This is a genomic window from Aquirufa echingensis, assembly GCF_042714525.1.
Taxonomy (GTDB): Bacteria; Bacteroidota; Bacteroidia; order Cytophagales; family Spirosomataceae; genus Aquirufa; species Aquirufa echingensis.
Genome location: NZ_JBBKYA010000001.1, coordinates 60,052 through 79,509 on the forward strand (window position 1 = coordinate 60,052; position 19,458 = coordinate 79,509).

14 protein-coding genes are annotated in these 19,458 nt (G+C 43.6%); 11 read left to right on the plus strand and 3 right to left on the minus strand.

Annotated features, from left to right (window positions below; genetic code table 11):
- The 8 genes from SKC38_RS00300 to SKC38_RS00335 all read left to right on the plus strand — a co-directional run.
- Positions 1–1,428 (plus strand): hypothetical protein (locus tag SKC38_RS00300; protein ID WP_377974110.1); only part of this gene is annotated, 1,428 nt, incomplete at its 5' end.
- A gap of 261 nt (positions 1,429–1,689) precedes the next feature.
- On the plus strand, positions 1,690–4,392 hold the full coding sequence (locus SKC38_RS00305; protein WP_377974111.1) for a hypothetical protein: 2,703 nt from the start codon (positions 1,690–1,692) through the stop codon (positions 4,390–4,392).
- A gap of 137 nt (positions 4,393–4,529) precedes the next feature.
- A complete protein-coding gene (locus tag SKC38_RS00310; RefSeq protein ID WP_377974112.1) occupies positions 4,530–5,012 on the plus strand; it encodes a methyltransferase family protein in 483 nt (160 codons plus the stop codon).
- Positions 5,002–5,442: a GNAT family N-acetyltransferase gene (locus SKC38_RS00315; RefSeq protein WP_377974113.1), complete on the plus strand. Its 441-nt coding sequence runs from the start codon at positions 5,002–5,004 to the stop codon at positions 5,440–5,442. Before SKC38_RS00310 ends, SKC38_RS00315 begins: the two co-directional genes overlap by 11 nt.
- Before the next feature lie 10 nt (positions 5,443–5,452).
- Positions 5,453–5,941, plus strand: a complete 489-nt coding sequence (locus SKC38_RS00320; protein WP_377974114.1) for a DUF4442 domain-containing protein — start codon at positions 5,453–5,455, stop codon at positions 5,939–5,941.
- Positions 5,938–6,780, plus strand: coding sequence for a VOC family protein (locus SKC38_RS00325; protein ID WP_377974115.1), 843 nt, complete (start codon positions 5,938–5,940; stop codon positions 6,778–6,780). Before SKC38_RS00320 ends, SKC38_RS00325 begins: the two co-directional genes overlap by 4 nt.
- A gap of 31 nt (positions 6,781–6,811) precedes the next feature.
- Entirely contained in the window at positions 6,812–7,954 is a 1,143-nt protein-coding gene (gene glf / locus SKC38_RS00330; RefSeq protein ID WP_377974116.1) for a UDP-galactopyranose mutase, read from the plus strand.
- A complete protein-coding gene (locus tag SKC38_RS00335; RefSeq protein WP_377974117.1) occupies positions 7,926–9,488 on the plus strand; it encodes a hypothetical protein in 1,563 nt (520 codons plus the stop codon). The genes glf and SKC38_RS00335 overlap by 29 nt, the downstream gene beginning before the upstream one ends.
- A 75-nt stretch (positions 9,489–9,563) precedes the next feature.
- Here SKC38_RS00335 and SKC38_RS00340 read toward each other — a convergent pair whose 3' ends face one another.
- The 3 genes from SKC38_RS00340 to SKC38_RS00350 are packed head-to-tail and all read right to left on the minus strand — an operon-like array spanning position 9,564 to position 14,055.
- Positions 9,564–10,364 carry an SDR family NAD(P)-dependent oxidoreductase gene (locus SKC38_RS00340; protein ID WP_377974118.1) on the minus strand — a complete coding sequence of 267 codons (801 nt, stop codon included), beginning with the start codon at positions 10,362–10,364 and terminating at the stop codon, positions 9,564–9,566.
- Positions 10,365–10,366: 2 nt separating this feature from the next.
- Positions 10,367–13,663, minus strand: a complete 3,297-nt coding sequence (locus SKC38_RS00345; protein WP_377974119.1) for a glycosyl hydrolase — start codon at positions 13,661–13,663, stop codon at positions 10,367–10,369.
- Between the two features lie 11 nt (positions 13,664–13,674).
- Positions 13,675–14,055: a hypothetical protein gene (locus tag SKC38_RS00350; protein WP_377974120.1), complete on the minus strand. Its 381-nt coding sequence runs from the start codon at positions 14,053–14,055 to the stop codon at positions 13,675–13,677.
- 85 nt (positions 14,056–14,140) lie between these two features.
- Between SKC38_RS00350 and SKC38_RS00355 the strand changes: the two genes are divergently transcribed.
- The 3 genes from SKC38_RS00355 to SKC38_RS00365 all read left to right on the plus strand — a co-directional run bounded on the left by SKC38_RS00355 (position 14,141) and on the right by SKC38_RS00365 (position 19,416).
- Positions 14,141–14,905 carry an NUDIX hydrolase gene (locus tag SKC38_RS00355; protein WP_377974121.1) on the plus strand — a complete coding sequence of 255 codons (765 nt, stop codon included), beginning with the start codon at positions 14,141–14,143 and terminating at the stop codon, positions 14,903–14,905.
- The gene (locus SKC38_RS00360) at positions 14,902–15,759 is read left to right on the plus strand and encodes an alpha/beta hydrolase (protein ID WP_377974122.1); all 858 of its coding nucleotides are present in this window, start codon (positions 14,902–14,904) and stop codon (positions 15,757–15,759) included. The genes SKC38_RS00355 and SKC38_RS00360 overlap by 4 nt, the downstream gene beginning before the upstream one ends.
- A gap of 162 nt (positions 15,760–15,921) precedes the next feature.
- Positions 15,922–19,416 carry a family 78 glycoside hydrolase catalytic domain gene (locus tag SKC38_RS00365; RefSeq protein WP_377974123.1) on the plus strand — a complete coding sequence of 1,165 codons (3,495 nt, stop codon included), beginning with the start codon at positions 15,922–15,924 and terminating at the stop codon, positions 19,414–19,416.
- Positions 19,417–19,458: the final 42 nt, after the last annotated feature.

Genomic DNA, 19,458 nt, shown 5'->3' on the forward strand with positions numbered 1-19,458 from the left:
ACAAAAGGTAAAATTCAATTAGCGGGAGATTTAAGTGGAACTGCTGCAACTCCGACCGTACCTGGATTGGCCAATAAAGAAAACTTGAGTAATAAGTCGATTAGCGTTTCAACAGATGCGACTTCAGATACTAAATATCCAAGTGTCAAAGCCGTAAAAGATTACGTCGATTCTGCCACACAAGGTGTAGCTTTGCAAACAACCGTTGCAGGAAAAGAAGATGTAAGTAACAAATCTACTGCTACGACTTTAGGTACTTCAGACATCCTATACCCTACACAAAAAGCCGTAAAATCTTACGTCGATTCGCAAATCGCTTCTTCCACCATCGTAGATGCGGATGCAACCACAAAAGGTAAAATTCAATTAGCGGGAGATTTAAGTGGAACTGCTGCAACTCCGACCGTACCTGGATTGGCCAATAAAGAAAACTTGAGTAATAAGTCGATTAGCGTTTCAACAGATGCGACTTCAGACACTAAATATCCAAGTGTCAAAGCCGTAAAATCTTACGTCGATTCACAAATAGCCTCTTCCACCATCGTAGATGCGGATGCAACCACAAAAGGTAAAATTCAATTAGCGGGAGATTTAAGTGGAACTGCTGCGGCGCCGACCGTTGTGAAAATTAATGGAGTAGCGCTTGCAGGACTTTCAACAGGATTATTAAAAAATACAACGAGCTCGGGGATACCTAGCATTGCAATAGCAGGAACCGATTATTTGGGTGCTGTGTCACCGGGAAGCTCAGGAAATATTTTAACATCAAATGGGACAACTTGGATTTCTGCAGCACCTGCCGCGGGCACAGCAAGTACCTTATTAAACGCTCGGCTAATCTATGGAAATAGTTTTGATGGATCAGCGAATGTAACTGGTGTGATTGCATCAAATTTTGGAGGGACAGGAAATGGATTCACTAAATTTACGGGAGCAACAGGAATAGAAAAAACATATACCTTACCAAATTCAGATGCAGTTATATTAACGAATCAAACTGCTGTAACAATCAATCAGGGAGGAACAGGTGCCACAAATAAAACTGCAGCATTTGATGCCTTATCACCAATGACATCCCCAGGAGATATCATCTATGGGATTTCAGGAGGGTCTGCAGCAAGATTGGCCAGAGGAACAGAAAACCAAGTTTTAACAATTTCAAATGGTTTACCTGCATGGACAACATCTACAGCAACAGCTCAAGCTCAAGACTCGAATGAAGAAGCAAGCGCTACGCTAAATCAAACAAGTTTCACATTAGCACATACTCCAGCAACAACTTCAAAAGTGCGAATGTACATTAATGGTATCCGAATTAGCAATACGGCTTACACGATTAGTGGCTCAACTGTTACTTACATTCCAACAAACAATGGTGCATACGATTTAGCTGTTGGGGATAGAATTCAATTTGATTACCAATATTAATGAGAATAATAATGCAATGCTTGTACATGTTTAAATCAAGCAGCCTTAAGAAACAAGCAAGTTATTTTTCAACTCAAAAAAATTAGTATTCTAGCCTTCAGGCTGCGAGAAATTCACCCAATAAGATTAAAAAATTTGGACATAGTAATAAATAGATTTTGACAAGCGTATTTCTTACCTAACAAAAATGCCAATTACAAGAAGAGTCTTGGCAAACATGTCGATTCATTTTTTACCAATGATTTTACAACATTTATTAATATGAAAAAAGGACTACTTTTTACCTGTTTTATTTTAATGGCTTATAGTAGTGTAGCCCAACTCAGTGATCTTCATTATTTGCCACCACTGAAACAAGAATCTTCTCCAAATTATGCCATATTTGATCATAAAATTTATTTAACCACACCCAATACGACAAGTTTCGTCGTGGATGTTTACCGCGGAACGAGTACAACAACCTACACATCCGTAACCATCTCAAAAACGAGTGCAGGTACGTTCACACTTCCAACAACAACATCATCCACCGAAAACAATATTTCCATGATGGATAACACGAATACAGGAGTTGTTCAATCCATCGGAGGCCTAATTTTTAAATCAAGAAACGGAGAAAAATTTTATGTTAATTATCGAGGTAAATCAGGATCCCAAGCTACTTCTGTTACCTCTAAAGGTCGAGCAGCATTAGGAACCGCATTTAAATGGGGAGGAATGCCAAATCGAGGTGGTAGCTATGCATTACTAAGTAACTCGATGGGTATCATGGCTACAGAAGATAATACAATCGTAAATATATTTGGATATAACCCTGCCTGCACCTTTCGAAGCGGTAGCAATGCAGCGGGTATTACTGCAGATGCCATCACAATTACACTCAATAAAGGACAAAGTTATGTACTTGAATCTATTCCATCTACAGCCGGATCTCCTAATGTAGATGGCTGGATTGGCACCTCCGTTACATCCGACAAGCCCATAGCTATGAGTGTGGGCCAACTACATGTTCAGCCTGTATTGAATGTAACAAACCAAGATTGTGGAGCCGACCAAATCATACCCGAAAACACCTTAGGGCGCGATTATGTTTTTGTAAGAGGAAACGGAACAGATCAGTCAGAATTTGCCATTATCGTTGCTACTCAAAACGGCACTAAAATCTATGTAAATGGTTCTACAACTGAAATCGCCACAATCAATAACGGTGATTACTACATTATTCCAGGTTCCTATTATTCAACCTCATCCACAACATCCTCCGTTCCAGGCGGTAACATGTATGTCCAAACATCCAAAGAAGCTTATGCCTTTCAATGTCTTGCAGGATCCACAGCTACTCAAACTGTCGATCTAAATTTCATAGCACCCGTGAACTGCCTTTTGAGTAATAAGGTAGATAATATCTCGAACATAACAGACATTGCCGGACTCACGATGACGGGCGGAATCACCCTAATCGCTTCTACTGCGATCAACGATGCAGATATCGTAGTTAATTATGGCACTAATACTGTCAGTTTAGCAACCTTACAAGCCGCAAAAAAATCAGTTAGCGGCACTTCTGACTGGAAAACCTATTACCTCAGTGGCCTTTCTGGGGACGTTGCAGTTTCAGCTCCAGGACCTATTGCTGTAGGTTTCATTCTTGTGAATACAAATGCTGGAGCCTCTGGATATTTTTCGGGATTTGAAACTATCCCAAGTATCAATGTAAACATCTCAGGTGACGGATGTCTCCCAGGATCTACCCTCGTGGCAACGGCCGGTTTTCCTTCCTACGCCTGGTATCGAAATGGAGTTCTTATCCCAGGTCAAACAAACTCAACTTATACACCATCGATTGCAGGCGATTATTACGTAATCGTTTCCACCGGTTCATGCGATTATCAATCAGCTTCCCAATCTCTTTACGATTGTAATCCAGAAGTAGTTACTTCTATTACGGCAGACAAAAACTCCGTCAACTCTGGAGAAACCATTACTTTTTCAATTAAAGCAGCCTACTTAGGATATGATAATTTAACCAATCTAGTCATAAGAAATCAAATTCCGACCAACCTTAACATTATTTCAGCTACACCATCTTTTGGTACGTGGACCGCTTCAGGATCTGATTTCAATTGGAATATTGGAACCATGTATCCCAGTGAGGAACACAGACTCACAGTCGTTACTACGGTCAAAACGCTAAATGCAAATTCCACCCAAACGTATGTGCTCACAAACACCCAAACCCAAACAGATGCTAATAAAATCGTTGACGATTCCAGTGAATCTATCCAATTTTTAGCTCGGGAAATTCCGATACAGTCTAACTTCACATCACTTATCAAACAAATAGGACAGGCTAACTTTAATCTAACACCTCCAAGCTCTAACAGCTCAGGTTCCTTCACATATAGCAGCAGCGATACCAGCGTGGTCAAGATTGTAGGTAGTCAAGTTATCCTCGTAGGTCAAGGTGATGCCACCATTACTGCAACACAAGCAGAAACGGCTTCCCATTCAGAAAAAAGTATACAATCTACCATTTCAGTATTACCCAAAAACGGACTTATTAAAACGGGTAAACTTTCTACAATAAGCGCTCAGGTTGTTAACAAAAATGGAGCAAGAGGTTTTGGTACGGGACACAACCAATATGGGGAAGCAATCATTTCATTAAATTCGCCAACAGTATACACTAAAACGATTTCAAACATCACAAGCACAACAGCTAGCTCAGGAGGAATCGTCGTTTCACACGGAGGGAAAAACGTTACTGCACGAGGGGTTTGCTGGAGAAGATTACCTGGGGCTACAATAGAACACAACTTCACTACGGAAACAGGGACAATTGGAGCATTTGTTTCTAACCTTACGGGATTAAGTCCCAATACACTTTATTATGTCAGAGCTTATGCTACAAATAAACAAGGAACTAGCTACGGAGAAGAAATTAGCTTTACAACAAGTAATTAATCTGAAAAACTTCGAAACGAATAAGTCATAATTTTAATTAGATTTGGTAGATCATTGTAAAGATTATGACTACCACTTGGCTTACAATTTCTTGGCTCTTATATTTCTTTGTCCACAGCTTTTTAGCAAGCACAAGAGTGAAGAATTATTTTTCCAAAACCTGGCCAACTCTTTTCGCTTATTACCGAATCCTATACAATATCATTGCCATCCTGGGCTTAGGCATTTTACTTGTACATAGCCTACCAAAAGCTGCTCAAGCCCTCAACATCTATCTGGGAATGACCCTTAGCGTCACGGGATTCATCTTGATTATACTCGCTTTCCGCGCATTTAACCTCAGGGAATTTTTAGGACTTGAACCCGAAAAACAGACGACATTAGTTGTGTCAGGGATGTATCGTTATGTCCGACATCCGCTGTATTTTGGAACAATTATTTTCATCGCAGGACTTTACCTACTTTTCCCATCTAGCAATATGTTGACCATACTCATCATCAGCTATGCCTACATCTGGATAGGTAGCAGATTGGAGGAGCAAAAATTACGCGAACGATATGGTGAATCTTATCTGAAGTATTCCCAACAAGTAAAATCCCTCATCCCCTATGTTTATTAGAGAAGCTGTCGTCACGGATATTCCTGCCATGCACCGCATTCGCATGGCTGTGAAGGAAAACGTTTTGACTAATCCATTGGCTGTTCAAGAATCCGACTACATCCCATATTTAATGAAAGAGGGAGCCGCTTGGGTATGTGAGGATTCCGATCAGATAATGGGTTTTGCGATTGTGGATGTAGACGCAGGCGAAGTTTGGGCCCTTTTTGTTGACCCTGATTTCGAAGGAAAGGGAATTGGGTCGGGCTTACATGATACGATGGTTGTTGCCTATTTCGCAGCGGGACAAACCGAATTGATTTTAGGAACAGAACCCGGAACGCGTGCGGAGGCATTTTATCGTCACAAGGGTTGGGACCAAACTGGCCAAAAATCCAACGGGGAAATCATTTTTAAAATGCAACGAAAAGACCTACATTTATCGTCCTAAACACGAAGCTATGAATCCTAATTTCGGCGCATTTAAACGCATCATTACTACGCCTGTATTATTCAAGTTTTTTATCTTCAAAAATTTGTCCGCGGCTTTCTGGTCGGGTTTAAACATTCATCACTTTGATGAAGAAACCTGCACCGTACGGGTTAAATTATCCTGGTTTAATCAAAATCCTTTCCGCTCCATGTATTTCGCAGTAGAAGCGATGGCAGCTGAAATGAGTAGCGGAATGCTCGCTTTTGCCCAAGTATACAATCGGAAACCGGCTGTAAGTATGTTGGTCGAAAAGGTAGAGGCTACCTTCGTTAAAAAAGCGACGGGAACCATCTTTTTCACTTGTGAAGATGGCAAAGCGATGGAAGCTGCTGTGGACGAAACGGTCAGAACGGGCGAAGGAGTCAAGTTGACATCCAAGGCCATTGGCAAAAATTTAGAAGGCGTCATTGTCGCCGAATTTACATTTACCTGGAGTTTTAAAGCAAAATCCATATGAACCATCCCATCATGACTTGTTTGTGGTTTGATAAACAAGCCAAAGACGCATTTACCTTTTATGAATCGGTCTTTCCCGATATCCAATTGATTTCCGAAAATCCATTTACCGTGAATTACTCACTCGCCGGAAAACGCTTCATGCATCTGAATGGCGGGCCTGAGTATAAAATTAATCCATCGATTTCCTTTTTCTATAATGCAGCCAATGAGGCAGAAATTGATCGAATTTGGGCGCAACTCATTGAGGGAGGCAACATCATGATGCCTCTAAATACCTATCCTTGGAGCAGCAAATACGGCTGGGTTGCCGACAAATTTGGCGTGAACTGGCAATTGATGCTAGACCATGTCAGCGGCGATAAGGTATATCCCAGCATGATGTTTACGGAAGATAATAATGGGAAGGCGGCGGAGGCAATTGCCTATTACACGTCGATTTTTCCGGACTCCAAAACCGTTCACCTAAGTCCCTATGGGGAAGGTGGCGCGGATGTCGCGAGACATTTAAGTTATGCTCAATTTGAGTTAAATAAGCAGACATTCGGGGCGATGGATAGTTCGCACATGCATGCATTTTCGTTTTCGGAAGGGGTTTCGCAAGTCATCGTTGTGGATACACAAGAGGAAATTGATTATTTCTGGGATCATCTGACTGACGGAGGTTCTCCCGGGAAATGTGGTTGGCTGAAGGATAAATATGGCATTTCATGGCAGGTAGTCCCGAGTAGTTTGGGAAAATTCATGTCGGATCCAGAGACCGCACCCAAAGCAACATACGCCTTTCTACAAATGTCAAAATTCATCATCGCTGATTTAGAAAAGGCTTGTGAAAAATAGCTAAATTTACAGCCCAAATAAACGCTTGCTCATGCAAAAACCCTATGATTTCCTGATTGTTGGCGCCGGCTTTTTCGGCAGTATCTGTGCGAGAGAATTGACGAATCAGGGCTATTCGTGTTTAGTTGTTGAGAAGCGCGATCACATTGGGGGAAATTGCTACACAGAAAAGCGCGATGATATTCATTTGCACGTATATGGGGCGCATATTTTCCATACTTCGAATGAAAAGGTTTGGACATGGATTAATCAATATGCCAAATTCAACCATTACACGAATCGGCCGATTGCCAATTACAAAGGGGAATTATTCGCTTTGCCGTTTAATATGTGGACCTTCAACCAGTTGTGGAATGTAAACACGCCGGCAGAGGCCCAACAAATTATTGCCGAACAGGGAAAAGATATCCAAGGCGAACCTCAAAATTTGGAAGAGCAAGCGATTAAGTTGGTCGGCAAAGACATCTACGAAAAACTCATCAAGGGCTATACCGCCAAACAATGGATGAAGGACCCGAAGGAGCTACCAAAGGAAATCATCAAGCGCTTACCGGTACGTTTTACTTTTGATACGAATTATTTCAACGACCGCTATCAAGGCATTCCGGAAGGAGGCTACACGCAGATATTCGAAAAACTATTGGAGGGCATTGAGGTGCGTTTAGGCGTGGATTATTTGGCAGATAAATCAACCTTTAATGCGATGGCAAATAAGGTCATTTACACCGGTCCAATCGACTCCTATTTCAATTATCAACACGGCGAATTAGAATATAAAACAACGCGTTTTGATCATGTCAAACATGATTATCCAAATCACCAGGGTGTTGCGGTGATGAATTATACGGAAGAAGAAATTCCCTATACGCGTATTATTGAGCATAAGCATTTTGAGTTCAACGAAACACCGAGTACCTGGATTAGTTACGAATATCCGGAGCCTTACAAGGCGGATGTGACGGAGCCTTATTACCCGGTAAATGACCAGGTGAATAATGATTTGTTCCAAAAATACCGTTCGTTGGCTAATCAAGAAGAGCAGGTATTTTTCGGGGGGCGCTTGGGCGAATACAAGTATTATGACATGCACCAGATTATTGATCGGGCACTGACGATGGTGAATACATTTACAAAAAAATCCATGAATGATTCTACTACAACCGGAATTCAATAATTTTTACCTTAGTCTTTTGTTGGCAATTGCACTTGTCATACTGTGCTACAAACGCCCAAACACTTCCATTTATTTGTTTGCGGGATTAGGCTTGCTCATGTTGTTTTGCATGCGACTTCCGGTGTTGATGTACAATAACCAACTGAATGTCGACGAGAGCCAAATGGTTTCTAATTTAAGAGCACTCGCGAAGAACCCCATTTATTGGCAATCCGCAGATGGTGGGACAGTTGGCCCTGCAACTTACTACAGCGCACTTGTGGTGACCCTTTTTCAAGAAAGTATTGATTTCCGCTCGATTCGTTTGGTCGGCTTTATTTTACTGATTTGTAACCTCCTGTTGTTTTACAAAACCTCATGCCTCTTATTTGGGAAAAAAGCCGCCTTGCAAGCATCTGTATATGTGGCAATCTTCTTTACATTTGTGATTCATCCGGACTTCTTGCATTACTCCAGTGAGCAGTTCCCTATCTTCTTATTAAACATAGCCATTTACATACAGGCTATTATGTATGTAAATAAAAAGTCGCATGGCCTATATTACTTTTTTTTAGGGCTGATCGTAGGAATAATTCCCTTTGCAAAATTACAAGCGATACCGCTAATCGCAGTTATGGCGGTATTCCAGTTATTTCAATTACGCCAAAAAACATGGCCCCAATCACTAATGGGGGGAATCGTGGGTGTGGCCACTTTTCCATTGCTTTTGCTCGTATTCTTGAACTATTTTAATCTACTTGAAGATTTTTGGACTTACTATATTGAAGACAATATTATTTACACCGGGACGAATAAACGAGCCTATGGGATTATCAATGTGGTAAAACTATTGGGCAAAAGTTTTGACTTCTTTTTCTATTGGATAGGGATCATCGGGGTGTCCATGCTAATTGGGAAACGGAAAATGCAATGGCTAAGTAATCCCATTTTTATTTTCATTTTTGGTTTGTTGGTAGCGGGCCTATATGCTGCTGTCGTTACAAAAAACAACTTTCCTCACTACCTACATTTCTTAGTTTTTCCGTTAGGTTTATTGTTTGCGCAGGCGCTTTCCTTGCAAACAGAAAAAAATACGCGCATTATATTACTACCCTTTATCCTGTTTTTGGGATGGACGCTGGTGGAGGAGGTTTATATGAGCAAAATTTCAGCCCATCTCAAGTTGATGAAAACAAACGCAGCCTTAAACATAAGCCCTGTCGCGAATTACATTAAATCAAGGGCAAAAGAAGGGGATAAAATGAGTGTTTGGGGATGGCAAGGTAAGCTTTACATCGAAGCTGATGTACTTCAAGCTGTGGCCGAAAACCAAACATTGCATTGTATGCAGGAGTCGGTTTTAAAACAAAATCATATTCATCGATATCTTCAAGATTTGGAGAGAAGTCAGGCCCGTTTCGTTATTGATGCTACGCAAGATGATCCTGGTTATTTGGCTCCTATCGAAAAAGTTGCTGCGGTAAATAATTACGTGTTAAAAAATTATACCCTAGACACGACGATATCCAACAATCGGATTTTCATCCGTAAATAACCCTCCCCCACTCACCTTTGCCAATCCTCCAAGGTTTGGCAAAGGTATATAGGAAAAAGTTCAAGAAACTGATAATTATCCAAGCAGCGCCTTCATCTTTTTCGCGATGAAGTTTGTCGCATATTCAGGCGCTAAGCGGCACAAGAAATCCATGAATTTGGAATCTGAGCCAACCAATATTCGGTATTGATTCGTCTCCATGCCGTGTAAAATAATACGCGCGGCTTCGTTGGCCGGCAAAGCGGTCATCCCCGATGAACCCGAAGAAGCCTTAGGTATTTCGATGCCTGAATTTGCCGTAATATTCGTCGCGATTGCCCCCGGAAATACCACCGAAACATGGATAGCAGTCTCCTTCAATTCTGCATACAAGCCTTCGGTAAATAATTTAACCGCCGCTTTGGCTGCTCCATAAATACTTTGACCCGGTACAGGTAGAAACCCGCCCATGCTCGAAATATTCACGATGTGCGCCTCAGGGCGTTCTAATAAATGAGGCAAAAAAGCCTTCGTGACATTCACACAGCCGTAAAAATTAACATTCATCACCCGTTCCACTTGATCAAAACCCAAGTCCTTCACCTTCACAAAAGGCTGAATGATTCCGGCGTTATTGATGATGCCATCAATCTGCCCAAAATGCTTAATCACCTGCTCCGGCAAAGCAAGCAACTTGGCGCGGTCCGTAATGTCCACCTCCAAAGCCAAAAAATTCGCCGCTCCACCCGAACAAATTTGTTGGGTCTCCAATAATTGAGGCAAATGAATATCCAAGGCTGCAACCTTTCCTCCTTTGGCAATTATTTGATGTGTCATTTCACGGCCCATGCCACTTCCGGCACCCGTAACTAAGAATACTTTTCCTGCGATTTTCATGGCTATTTCAGTTGGTGAATTTGAACAGGCCCCAATAATCCGGATGTCTCCAAAGGCATCGTCGGCTGAATCATCATGGGCATTGAAAGGTACGTAATTCGCTTCACATTAGGCTGTGCATCTCCGACCAAACGATTCACCCAAGAGTTCACCACCTTCACCTCAAGCTGATTCGCTCCTGCATGCAATTGCTTACTTATATCCGCAACAAATGGCTGCTTCCAGCACGTCGCCACCCATTGCCCATTCACATAAATTTCTGCCAAATTCTTCACATCGCCTAAATCCAATTGCCACTTCGAACCCGCAGAAGTACTAGGCACCTCAATCGCATGTGAATAAGTAGCCGTTCCAGAAAAATACTTAATGCCTGCATCCGCATGCTGATTCCATGCCTGTAATTCCGACATAGTTATCATCTCAGGGGCACCCCGATTTTCCTGAAATTTAACCTGCCAAGGTCCTGAAATTGTCATAGAAGAAACCTGGGCTGGCTTTTTTACGACAAGCGACTTAGTTTTAGCATTGCCTTCAAACACAATAAATTTCGCATCCCAAGGACTGAATTCCATGTCTATCAGCGTTCTTCCTTCCTGCATCCGATACGATAACGCTGATATTTCTCCTGTCTCTGGATTGTACACCTGCGGAATCTTGCCGCTAACCCGGAATGATAACGAGGCTTTGTTGGCCTGATCCGACCGACTGTTCACCCAGTAAATTTCCTTGTCTCCTACCTGCCGGTGCTGAAACAATACTTCGGCGGAATTACCCGAAACTCGTAGATCCGCTGCCAACGATTTCGACGCTAAAACAGCATCAGCCCTATGGCCAAAATGAACCGAAGGTAAGGAAATCAATTGCGTTAAAACCCGCTGAAATTCTTGTTCTGAATCTGCTAAACTTGGGCTAGAAATAGGTTTTGTACCGGCTATCCAAGCCCCTTTTTGTGCTAAAAAGAATATCCGCTTCAAAGTCACCAGCGTCATCTGTTTCGCCGTTTCATCTAAATATAATAGTTGATAGCGACTACCCCCCCGACTAACAAATTGACCTTTTTCTACATCAATGGCATCGCGTAAGGCACTCGCGTTCACATAATCAAACTCAAAACCTGCCGGAATGCTAGGCAAGGATTTCATCGCCAAAGAAGTGATATTTTGGTTCTCTCCATAGTAATAAAGGATGTCTGCCACATTGTGACCTTGTTGCAACATATACGAACTCCGACCTAAATAATCCGCCCAAATCTTCGCTTGTTTCGCCCAGGTTTCTTGGCGCGTAAACCATTGTCCAAAGGGTCCTAAGGTCAAACCTGGAAACAACGAATCCAGAGGCTGATGCACCGAGGTATGTATCACAAAACGATTTAATCCGGAAGCTAATTCCATGTCGGCCGTTCGTTTCAATGTTCCCGGATGCGGACTGAAGGAATTCCCTGCTGTCGTCATTGACTCGCCCGCAACGATGTTTTGGCCATATATGTGTGCCACAGAAGCAGATTCACGTATGTCGGCCCGTGAACGCGGCTCTTCATCCTTCCCAGCTGCCAATGCCCCCGGCTGCCACATCGCCGCCATGGGAATATCAGCTTTACGCTTCACATCCATACCATCGGCTAAGTAAATTCGCCCATTTTCATGTGACTCTGTATAACGTTTCATGCCGCGTTTGGCTAATAAATCACCAATCAACTCATAATGATTCTCAACGATCAACTCCCCGATCGTCTTGCGAAAATCCCATAAAAAACGCTCACTCGCCTCCGCATCTTGGACGATTCGACCTGTCAAAACTGGCATCCAAGGCTTCAAATCATATCCCCTTTTTGCCTGAAAATCGGCAGCAAATGTAGGCGACCAGTTCATGTGTCCCGCCTCATAACTATCCAAAACCATATGACTCAAAGCACCAGGGCCTAGTTGGCCACCCGTCGCCTGCGCATACTGATCGAGGTAATTTTCCATGTAGCGCGTAACCGCTCCTCGGTCTAATTTATCCACTTCCAGACCCGTTGCTTCTGGCGAAGCCGGGTGATTTTTCTTTCCCGTTAAGGAATATCCAAAGCGCAAAATTTCCCAATTTCCCGCTGGGGCATCCCAAGACAAGGTACCGTCGGCTTGTACAAATTTCGTCACATCAATCACCTGATTTGCTGCAGGCCCTTTTGAAACGGGAGTCCCTGAAACGGCTAATTCTTTATGTGCTTCGAAACCCGCTTTGGCCTCAAAAAGATGTAACCGCGGCGTAGTAAACACATTAAATTCCGAAATTTTCATCCCCTTGGGTTCGGTGGAAGGACGCATGCCAAACATGGCAGCAATACCCACATCCCCCGGCTTCTCCGTTTGGTAACATAAACGAATCGCTTTCACGCGCTGAGGAGCAAATGAGACCGTCGTTTGTGAGGTGATGGTTGGCGGCACTTTGACCACTTCCGAAAAATTCACCCCATCCGCACTTACTTGTATACTTCGATTATTTCCTCCGCCATTAAATGCCGCTAATTCACCGTATGATTCATTGGAAAGCATCACACTCGAAATTTCGGTTGGCGCTTCAAACGTATATTGAATCCAAGCTTGCTCACCTATTTTCATCGGTGGCAAATAGCTCATGTGATGCAAATCCCCATCCGTTAATTCGGCCAAATTAAATTGCCCTCCACTGGAACTGACTTGTGGTTTTAAGTCGCGCGCCGACTGGATTTGCGAAGCGATAGGATAGGCCAAAACGGCGATATCTTGATAATGCTTGACAACCTTTTCGGCAGAACCTGCGGCAAATCCTCCAGCCTCAAAAGGCACATTTTGCATGGGTCCTGTGATATCCGACGGATGCGGCAAAGCGACAGTAATTTTTTGCCCACCTTGAACGCGCAATTCAGACCAAACATATTTTTTCATGCCGTCTGAAGGCGCCACCCAGGGACCACCTGTCACACTCCAACCCGGCGAACCGGCGATGGCCATTTCTAAGCCTTTTTCTTTGGCATAATCCGTTGCAAAACGGAACGCATCCTTCCAGGCAGGAGTCATGTAGACGAGTTTTTCTTTGACCGCTAGGGGTGTAAATAAACTCGCGTCAAAATTTTGAAACCCTCCAATACCCGATTGCTTCATCCAATCCAAGTCTTTTCGGATACCGTCTTTCGTAATATTTCCATTCATCCAATGCCACCAAACGCGCGGTTGCGCAGTGTGGGGCGGCTGAACAAAACCCTTTGATAAATCAGATACTTGCGCGTACGCAGTTAGATTCGCGACAACCAGTGCCGCGAATCCGAAATGCTTCTTCATGTGCTTGAAATTTATTCTTTAACGCGTGTTCCTTTTGCCTCAAACATCCCCATCAAGGTTCCTTTCAAATTGTCTGTGTCAACTTTCGTTAATTCTACATTGACATCATAGCCTTGCGTAGAGAAATAGATAACCACTTTTTCGCTGTCATCTTCTACTTTCGAGATATCAACAGCAGGAAGTGAATCATCGCCAACAATCTTTAATTGGCCTGTCAAAACGCCATCCTTACGAACCAAGTTCGTCGCGAAAGTCGCATCACCATTTGGCGTACCTAACACTACAATTTTCCACTTACCTGCGAAAAAATCAGTAGGATCCGGCTTCGAAGCGAATGCTGACGCTGAAAACAAAGTCGTCAAAACAAATACAAGTGCAAGAATCTTTTTCATAACAAATAGATTTTAAGGGTTTATAATGAGGCAAATATAGAAACAAATTTTACATTGTCTATTTTTTAGACAATAATTTCTACCTTTGAAAATCACTGAATTAATAGCAGCTATGTCGGGAAGCTTTACCCATCCAAGTCACCAGAATTACATTGCACAATTATCCATTGATTGTGTCATTTTTGGCTATCAGGACGCGACATTAAAGGTGCTCATTCCTAAACTTAATTTCAAGGGTGATTTTTACAGCTTGCCCAGCGGATTTGTTCGTCAAGAAGAAGATTTAGATCAGGCCGCCCTACGTATTTTGGAAGAGCGAACGCAATTGGCCAACATCTATTTACAGCAATTCCATGTGTTTGGTAATGCCGACCGACATAATGAACGCTTTATGCTGGATTTGTTAGCCCTAAACCCACAATTAACCGGTCCCCAAGAAGAATATGATTGGTATGTGCGACGCTTCGTTTCGGTGGGTTATTATGCGTTGGTTGACATCAATAAAGTAAAACCCCAATGCTCAGAATTGGATGAAAAAATGGAATGGATACCCGTGCAGGAGCTTCCCAAACTCATTTTGGATGGGGCAGAAATTATTGCCAAAGCACTAAAAGCCATGCGACTTCATTTTGACGATCATGTTGTAGGCTATAACCTCTTGCCAGAAACCTTCACCATGAAGGAATTGCAACAATTGTACGAAACAGTTTTCGACAAACCCTACCGAAGAAACAATTTTCAAAAAATGATCTTAGATTTGAATATTGTGGACAGATTGGAAAAACAATTTACGGGTGCCGCGAATAAAGCACCCTATTTATATACCTTTAAACCTACCTCAAACAAATGAAAATTGCATTGTTTCTATTGATGAGTATTGCGGCCTTTGGCCAACAAGTCATTAAACTTTATCCGGGCAAGGCTCCGGGATCCGAAAACTGGAACTGGGAAGTAAAGGAGTTCACGCCCATGCCGAATAATCGGATGTTGTTCAATGTGACCGAACCGACGCTGACCATTTATCCTGCCGCTCCGGGCAAAGGAAATGGCACATCCATCATCGTAGCTCCAGGAGGCGCCTTCCATATTTTGTCCATCGATTCAGAAGGACATGATGTCGCCAAATGGCTTAGCGCACGCGGAATTACGGCGTTCGTGCTCACCTACCGCGTCGTGAAATCCAATGGCCCCAATCCCTTCGCGGAGCTAATGCCTTTGATGAATAACTTCAAAAAGCTCGACGAAATCAATGCCCCCATCGTAGAAATGGCTACCCAAGATGGCATCGAAGCCATTAAATATGTCAAAGCAAATGCCAAAACACTCGGCATTGATCCGAACAAAATGGGCTTCATGGGCTTCTCGGCTGGCGGAACCTTAACCATGAATGTGCTACTAAGCGCTCCTCAAAACTTAAAACCAAATTTCATCGCACCCATCTACCATTATGCAGATGCGGTGACAGGCAAAGAAATGCCAAACGCTGTGACTCCGGCTTTCATCGCCGTGGCTGCTGATGATAATTTAGGCTTCGCGCCGCACAGCATCCGACTTTTCGAACGCTGGACTGCCGCCAAACACCCGAGTGAATTGCATGTATATGAAAATGGAAGCCACGGATTTGGGATGCGAAAAAACAATACGGCGAGTGATAACTGGACGGTAGATTTTGAGAACTGGTTAAAGGTTCGCAAGTTTTTGTAGGCCCTAGGCTGAAGCCTAGGGTTATGATTTTATAGCCCCAGGTATTGATAACCCCAGACTTTAGTCTGGGGATTTGAAAAACAACCCGCCAACTATCCTATCCCTTCTAGGGATACTCCTTCTCGTTAATTTCCGTACATTCGATTTCTAAACCGATTGAACATGAAATTTGCCCAGATCATTTGCCTGACCTTGCTAAGTCTTTCGACATTCGCGCAAGTAAGCCTCACTAAACTCCAAGTTGAATACCAAGATCGTCCCTTAGGGATGGATGAAAGCAAACCGCGTTTCTCCTGGCAAATGTTAAGTTATTCTGCTTCTCGGGGAGATAGACAAATGGCCTACCGCGTTCTAGTCAAAGACGAAAAGCAAAACGTGGTTTGGGATAGCCAAAAAGTCAAATCGGATATTTCCATAGGTCTTCCTTATGCCGGAAAAGCGTTAACGGCGCGTCAAAAATATACTTGGCAAGTGCAAGTTTGGGACCAAAAAAATCGACTCATATCCGCCAATTCATCCTTCGAAACTGGCCTATTAAACAGTGGATGGAATGATGCGCAATGGATCGGATCCAATGATTTGCCGCTCTACAGCAACTACCTGTCGGTCTATAAATTTCAGTACAAAGTTCAGTTGGACGAGGCTTCCCATTCGAAAAAAGCATCCTTTGTTTTTGGTGCAAATGACCCTCGTTTGCAGAATAAAAACCTCAATATTCAAGGTGTGGCGAGTGCCAAAAACGAAGCCTACATTCGATTTGAGTTAGATATCTCAGATAGCACGCAAGCCTTTTTTAATGTCTTTCGCGCAGGTTATGACCCAAAAGATCAAGCGAATAAGCCTTTATATCGCTTCCCTATTCCAACAAATCTGCTTTCAAAAGTCAATCAATATCAAGTACATACCATCTTTGCGACTTGTAATTTTGGCGTGTATGATGTGTACATCGATCAGGCCGATAAGGACCACAAAATCAACCCAAGTCCCAAAAACGCAAGTCCCTTTGCCCCTTCCGGATTCAATTTAAATCCGGTCGGTGTGGGAAATAATTTCATCTCCTATCCGATGTTGGCCGAAATCGGCTTTCAGGTGCCCACAGGTGAAACGGCTTATTTCTCCGAGGTATTCATCAAGAATTTCCGCCAGCCGAGTAATACACTTTTTGCAGCAGCTGACAATCCAAAATTATGGCCCGGCTGGGATGGAAAACAGTTCCGCGTCAATGGAACGATGGCAGTCGCGAATCCGAGTCAGCACGCCACGCCGATGTTGCGAACCAAATTTTCCACGCAAGGCAAAGCCATCAAAAAGGCACGGATTTATGCAACGGCCCGTGGGATTTATGAATTGTACTTGAATGGAAAACGCGTGGGCGACGAGTATTTCAATCCCGGTTTAACCCAGTACAACAAGACGCATCAGTACCAAAGTTTTGACGTGACCTCCCATTTAAAATCCGGTGAAAATGCCTGGGGTGCGTGGTTAAGCGAGGGCTGGTGGTCAGGAAATATTACCTACAGCGGGGATAGTTGGAACTATTTTGGGGACCGACAATCCTTATTGGCCCAATTGATAATCGAATATGCCGACGGCAGCGAACAAGTAATCCATACGAATCCGTCGCAATGGAAAAGCTATAACGACGGTCCCATTCGCGTGGGCAGTTTCTTTCAAGGAGAAGTCTACGATGCGCAAAAAGATGCCGCAATTGCCAGTTGGACAACAGCGGATTACAGCGATAAAAACTGGAAACCGGCAGCTGCGATTGCGCTGGAAGGAACAGCCTTTTTGGACAAATCATTGGACTACAGCCACATGAAATTAAGCGGGCAGTTGGACGATCGTGTACAAGTTCGCAAAGTTTTGCAAGCGCAGTCGATACAAGAGCCCCGCAAAGGCGTTTTCGTTTATGACATGGGGCAAAACATGGTGGGCTTTCCCAAGATTTTCATTCCAAACGGAAAGGCTGGACAGGTCATTACCTTGCGCTATGCGGAAATGTTATACCCAGATTTGGCAGAATATGCTTCGCAAAAAGGGATGATCATGTTGGAGAATATTCGCGCTGCTTTGGCACAGGATATTTATGTATTGAAAGGTGGCGATGAATACATTCAGCCCCGTTTTACCTTCCATGGCTATCGTTATTTAGAAATTACGGGAGTCGATCAGGCACCTGCGTTGCCACAAGTGGCGGGCATTGTGCTATCGTCGATCAGCGAAATTTCTTCGTCTTATGAGACCTCAGACCCGATGGTCAATAAATTATGGACCAATATTACTTGGTCAATGCGTGGAAATTTCTTATCCATTCCTACAGACACCCCGGCTCGAAATGAGCGGATGGGCTGGTCGGGGGACATCAATGTCTTCTCCAAAACAGCCACTTATTTAGCTCCAGTCAACAATTTCTTACGTCGGCATTTACAAGGCATGCGCGATGTGCAGCGGGCGGATGGACGTTTCACGGATGTTGCGCCGATGGGCGGAGGATTTGGAGGGACGCTTTGGGGAAGTGCAGGAATTGTGATTCCGTGGGAGACATATCAGCAGTATGGTGACAAGGCTTTGTTGGCTGAACATTACGATGCGATGAAGCGTTATGTGGCTTTTTTGGAAACCAAACAGAACCCGGAAGGGATATTGAATGAGGGTCCACTTGGTGATTGGTTGAGCCCGGAAGGAAATAAAAATGACAACACCGCATTTTGGATGAGCTACCAGGCCTATAATTACGAGATTATGGTGAAGGTTGCGGGGATTTTGGGATTTGCGGAAGATGCAAAGAATTATGCTCAAAAAGCTGCTGCTCGGAAGGCCTTATTCAATGCCATATACATGGATGCTTCAACGCATAAAACGGTGAAATCAGGCGTAAAAGCGGCGACCATGGGCCCGCCGAATGCTGCCGCTGTTACGGGGAAAACCGACAAAGGCCAGTTGGTCGATACGCAAGCTTCCTACGCCATTCCATTGGCATTAGGCATTTTCGATGCGACGAATAAACCATTCGCGGTCGCGGGATTGGTGGAGACGGTGAAGCGCTCGAATACGGATGATGGTGGTGTGGCGCGTCCACCCTATTCGTTGATGACAGGATTTATTGGAACGGCGTCCATCAGTGAGGCATTAGCCGCAAATGGCCAACATGCCGAAGCTTATCGCTTATTAACGCAAAAGACCTATCCATCTTGGTTATATTCGGTGGCGAATGGGGCGACGACGATTTGGGAGCGCTTGAATTCGTACACGGTGGAGAATGGATTTGGAGGAAATAACAGCATGAATTCGTTTAATCATTATTCGTTCGGCGCGGTGGCGGCCTGGATGTACAATCATTCGTTGGGCATTCAGCGCGATATCGATTCTCCGGGATTCAAGCATTTCTATTTACGTCCGATTCCTGATCCGACGGGTGTATTAACGCATGCCAAAGGGCATATTTCCAGTATGTATGGAAAGATTTCCAGCGGCTGGGAAGTGAAAAACGGTCGGGTGACTTATAATTTTGAAGTGCCCGCAAATACTTCGGCACAATTGACCTTACCCGTGAAAGTGGGCGCGCGCATCACAGAAGGAACACGTAAATGGAAAGCAACGAGCGATTCGTTTGTGCAGGAATTAGCAAGCGGGAAATACGAATTTATCGTGGAATAACACCCCACTTACCTTTGGCAAACCTTGGAGGATTGCCAAAGG

Coding starts and splice junctions, on each gene's coding strand:
- SKC38_RS00305 (WP_377974111.1), top strand. CDS start 1,690: ATGAAAAAAGGACTACTTTTTACCTGTTTTATTTTAATGGCTTATAGT.
- SKC38_RS00315 (WP_377974113.1), top strand. CDS start 5,002: ATGTTTATTAGAGAAGCTGTCGTCACGGATATTCCTGCCATGCACCGC.
- SKC38_RS00320 (WP_377974114.1), top strand. CDS start 5,453: ATGAATCCTAATTTCGGCGCATTTAAACGCATCATTACTACGCCTGTA.
- SKC38_RS00325 (WP_377974115.1), top strand. CDS start 5,938: ATGAACCATCCCATCATGACTTGTTTGTGGTTTGATAAACAAGCCAAA.
- glf (WP_377974116.1), top strand. CDS start 6,812: ATGCAAAAACCCTATGATTTCCTGATTGTTGGCGCCGGCTTTTTCGGC.
- SKC38_RS00335 (WP_377974117.1), top strand. CDS start 7,926: ATGATTCTACTACAACCGGAATTCAATAATTTTTACCTTAGTCTTTTG.
- SKC38_RS00340 (WP_377974118.1), bottom strand. CDS start 10,364: ATGAAAATCGCAGGAAAAGTATTCTTAGTTACGGGTGCCGGAAGTGGC.
- SKC38_RS00345 (WP_377974119.1), bottom strand. CDS start 13,663: ATGAAGAAGCATTTCGGATTCGCGGCACTGGTTGTCGCGAATCTAACT.
- SKC38_RS00350 (WP_377974120.1), bottom strand. CDS start 14,055: ATGAAAAAGATTCTTGCACTTGTATTTGTTTTGACGACTTTGTTTTCA.
- SKC38_RS00360 (WP_377974122.1), top strand. CDS start 14,902: ATGAAAATTGCATTGTTTCTATTGATGAGTATTGCGGCCTTTGGCCAA.
- SKC38_RS00365 (WP_377974123.1), top strand. CDS start 15,922: ATGAAATTTGCCCAGATCATTTGCCTGACCTTGCTAAGTCTTTCGACA.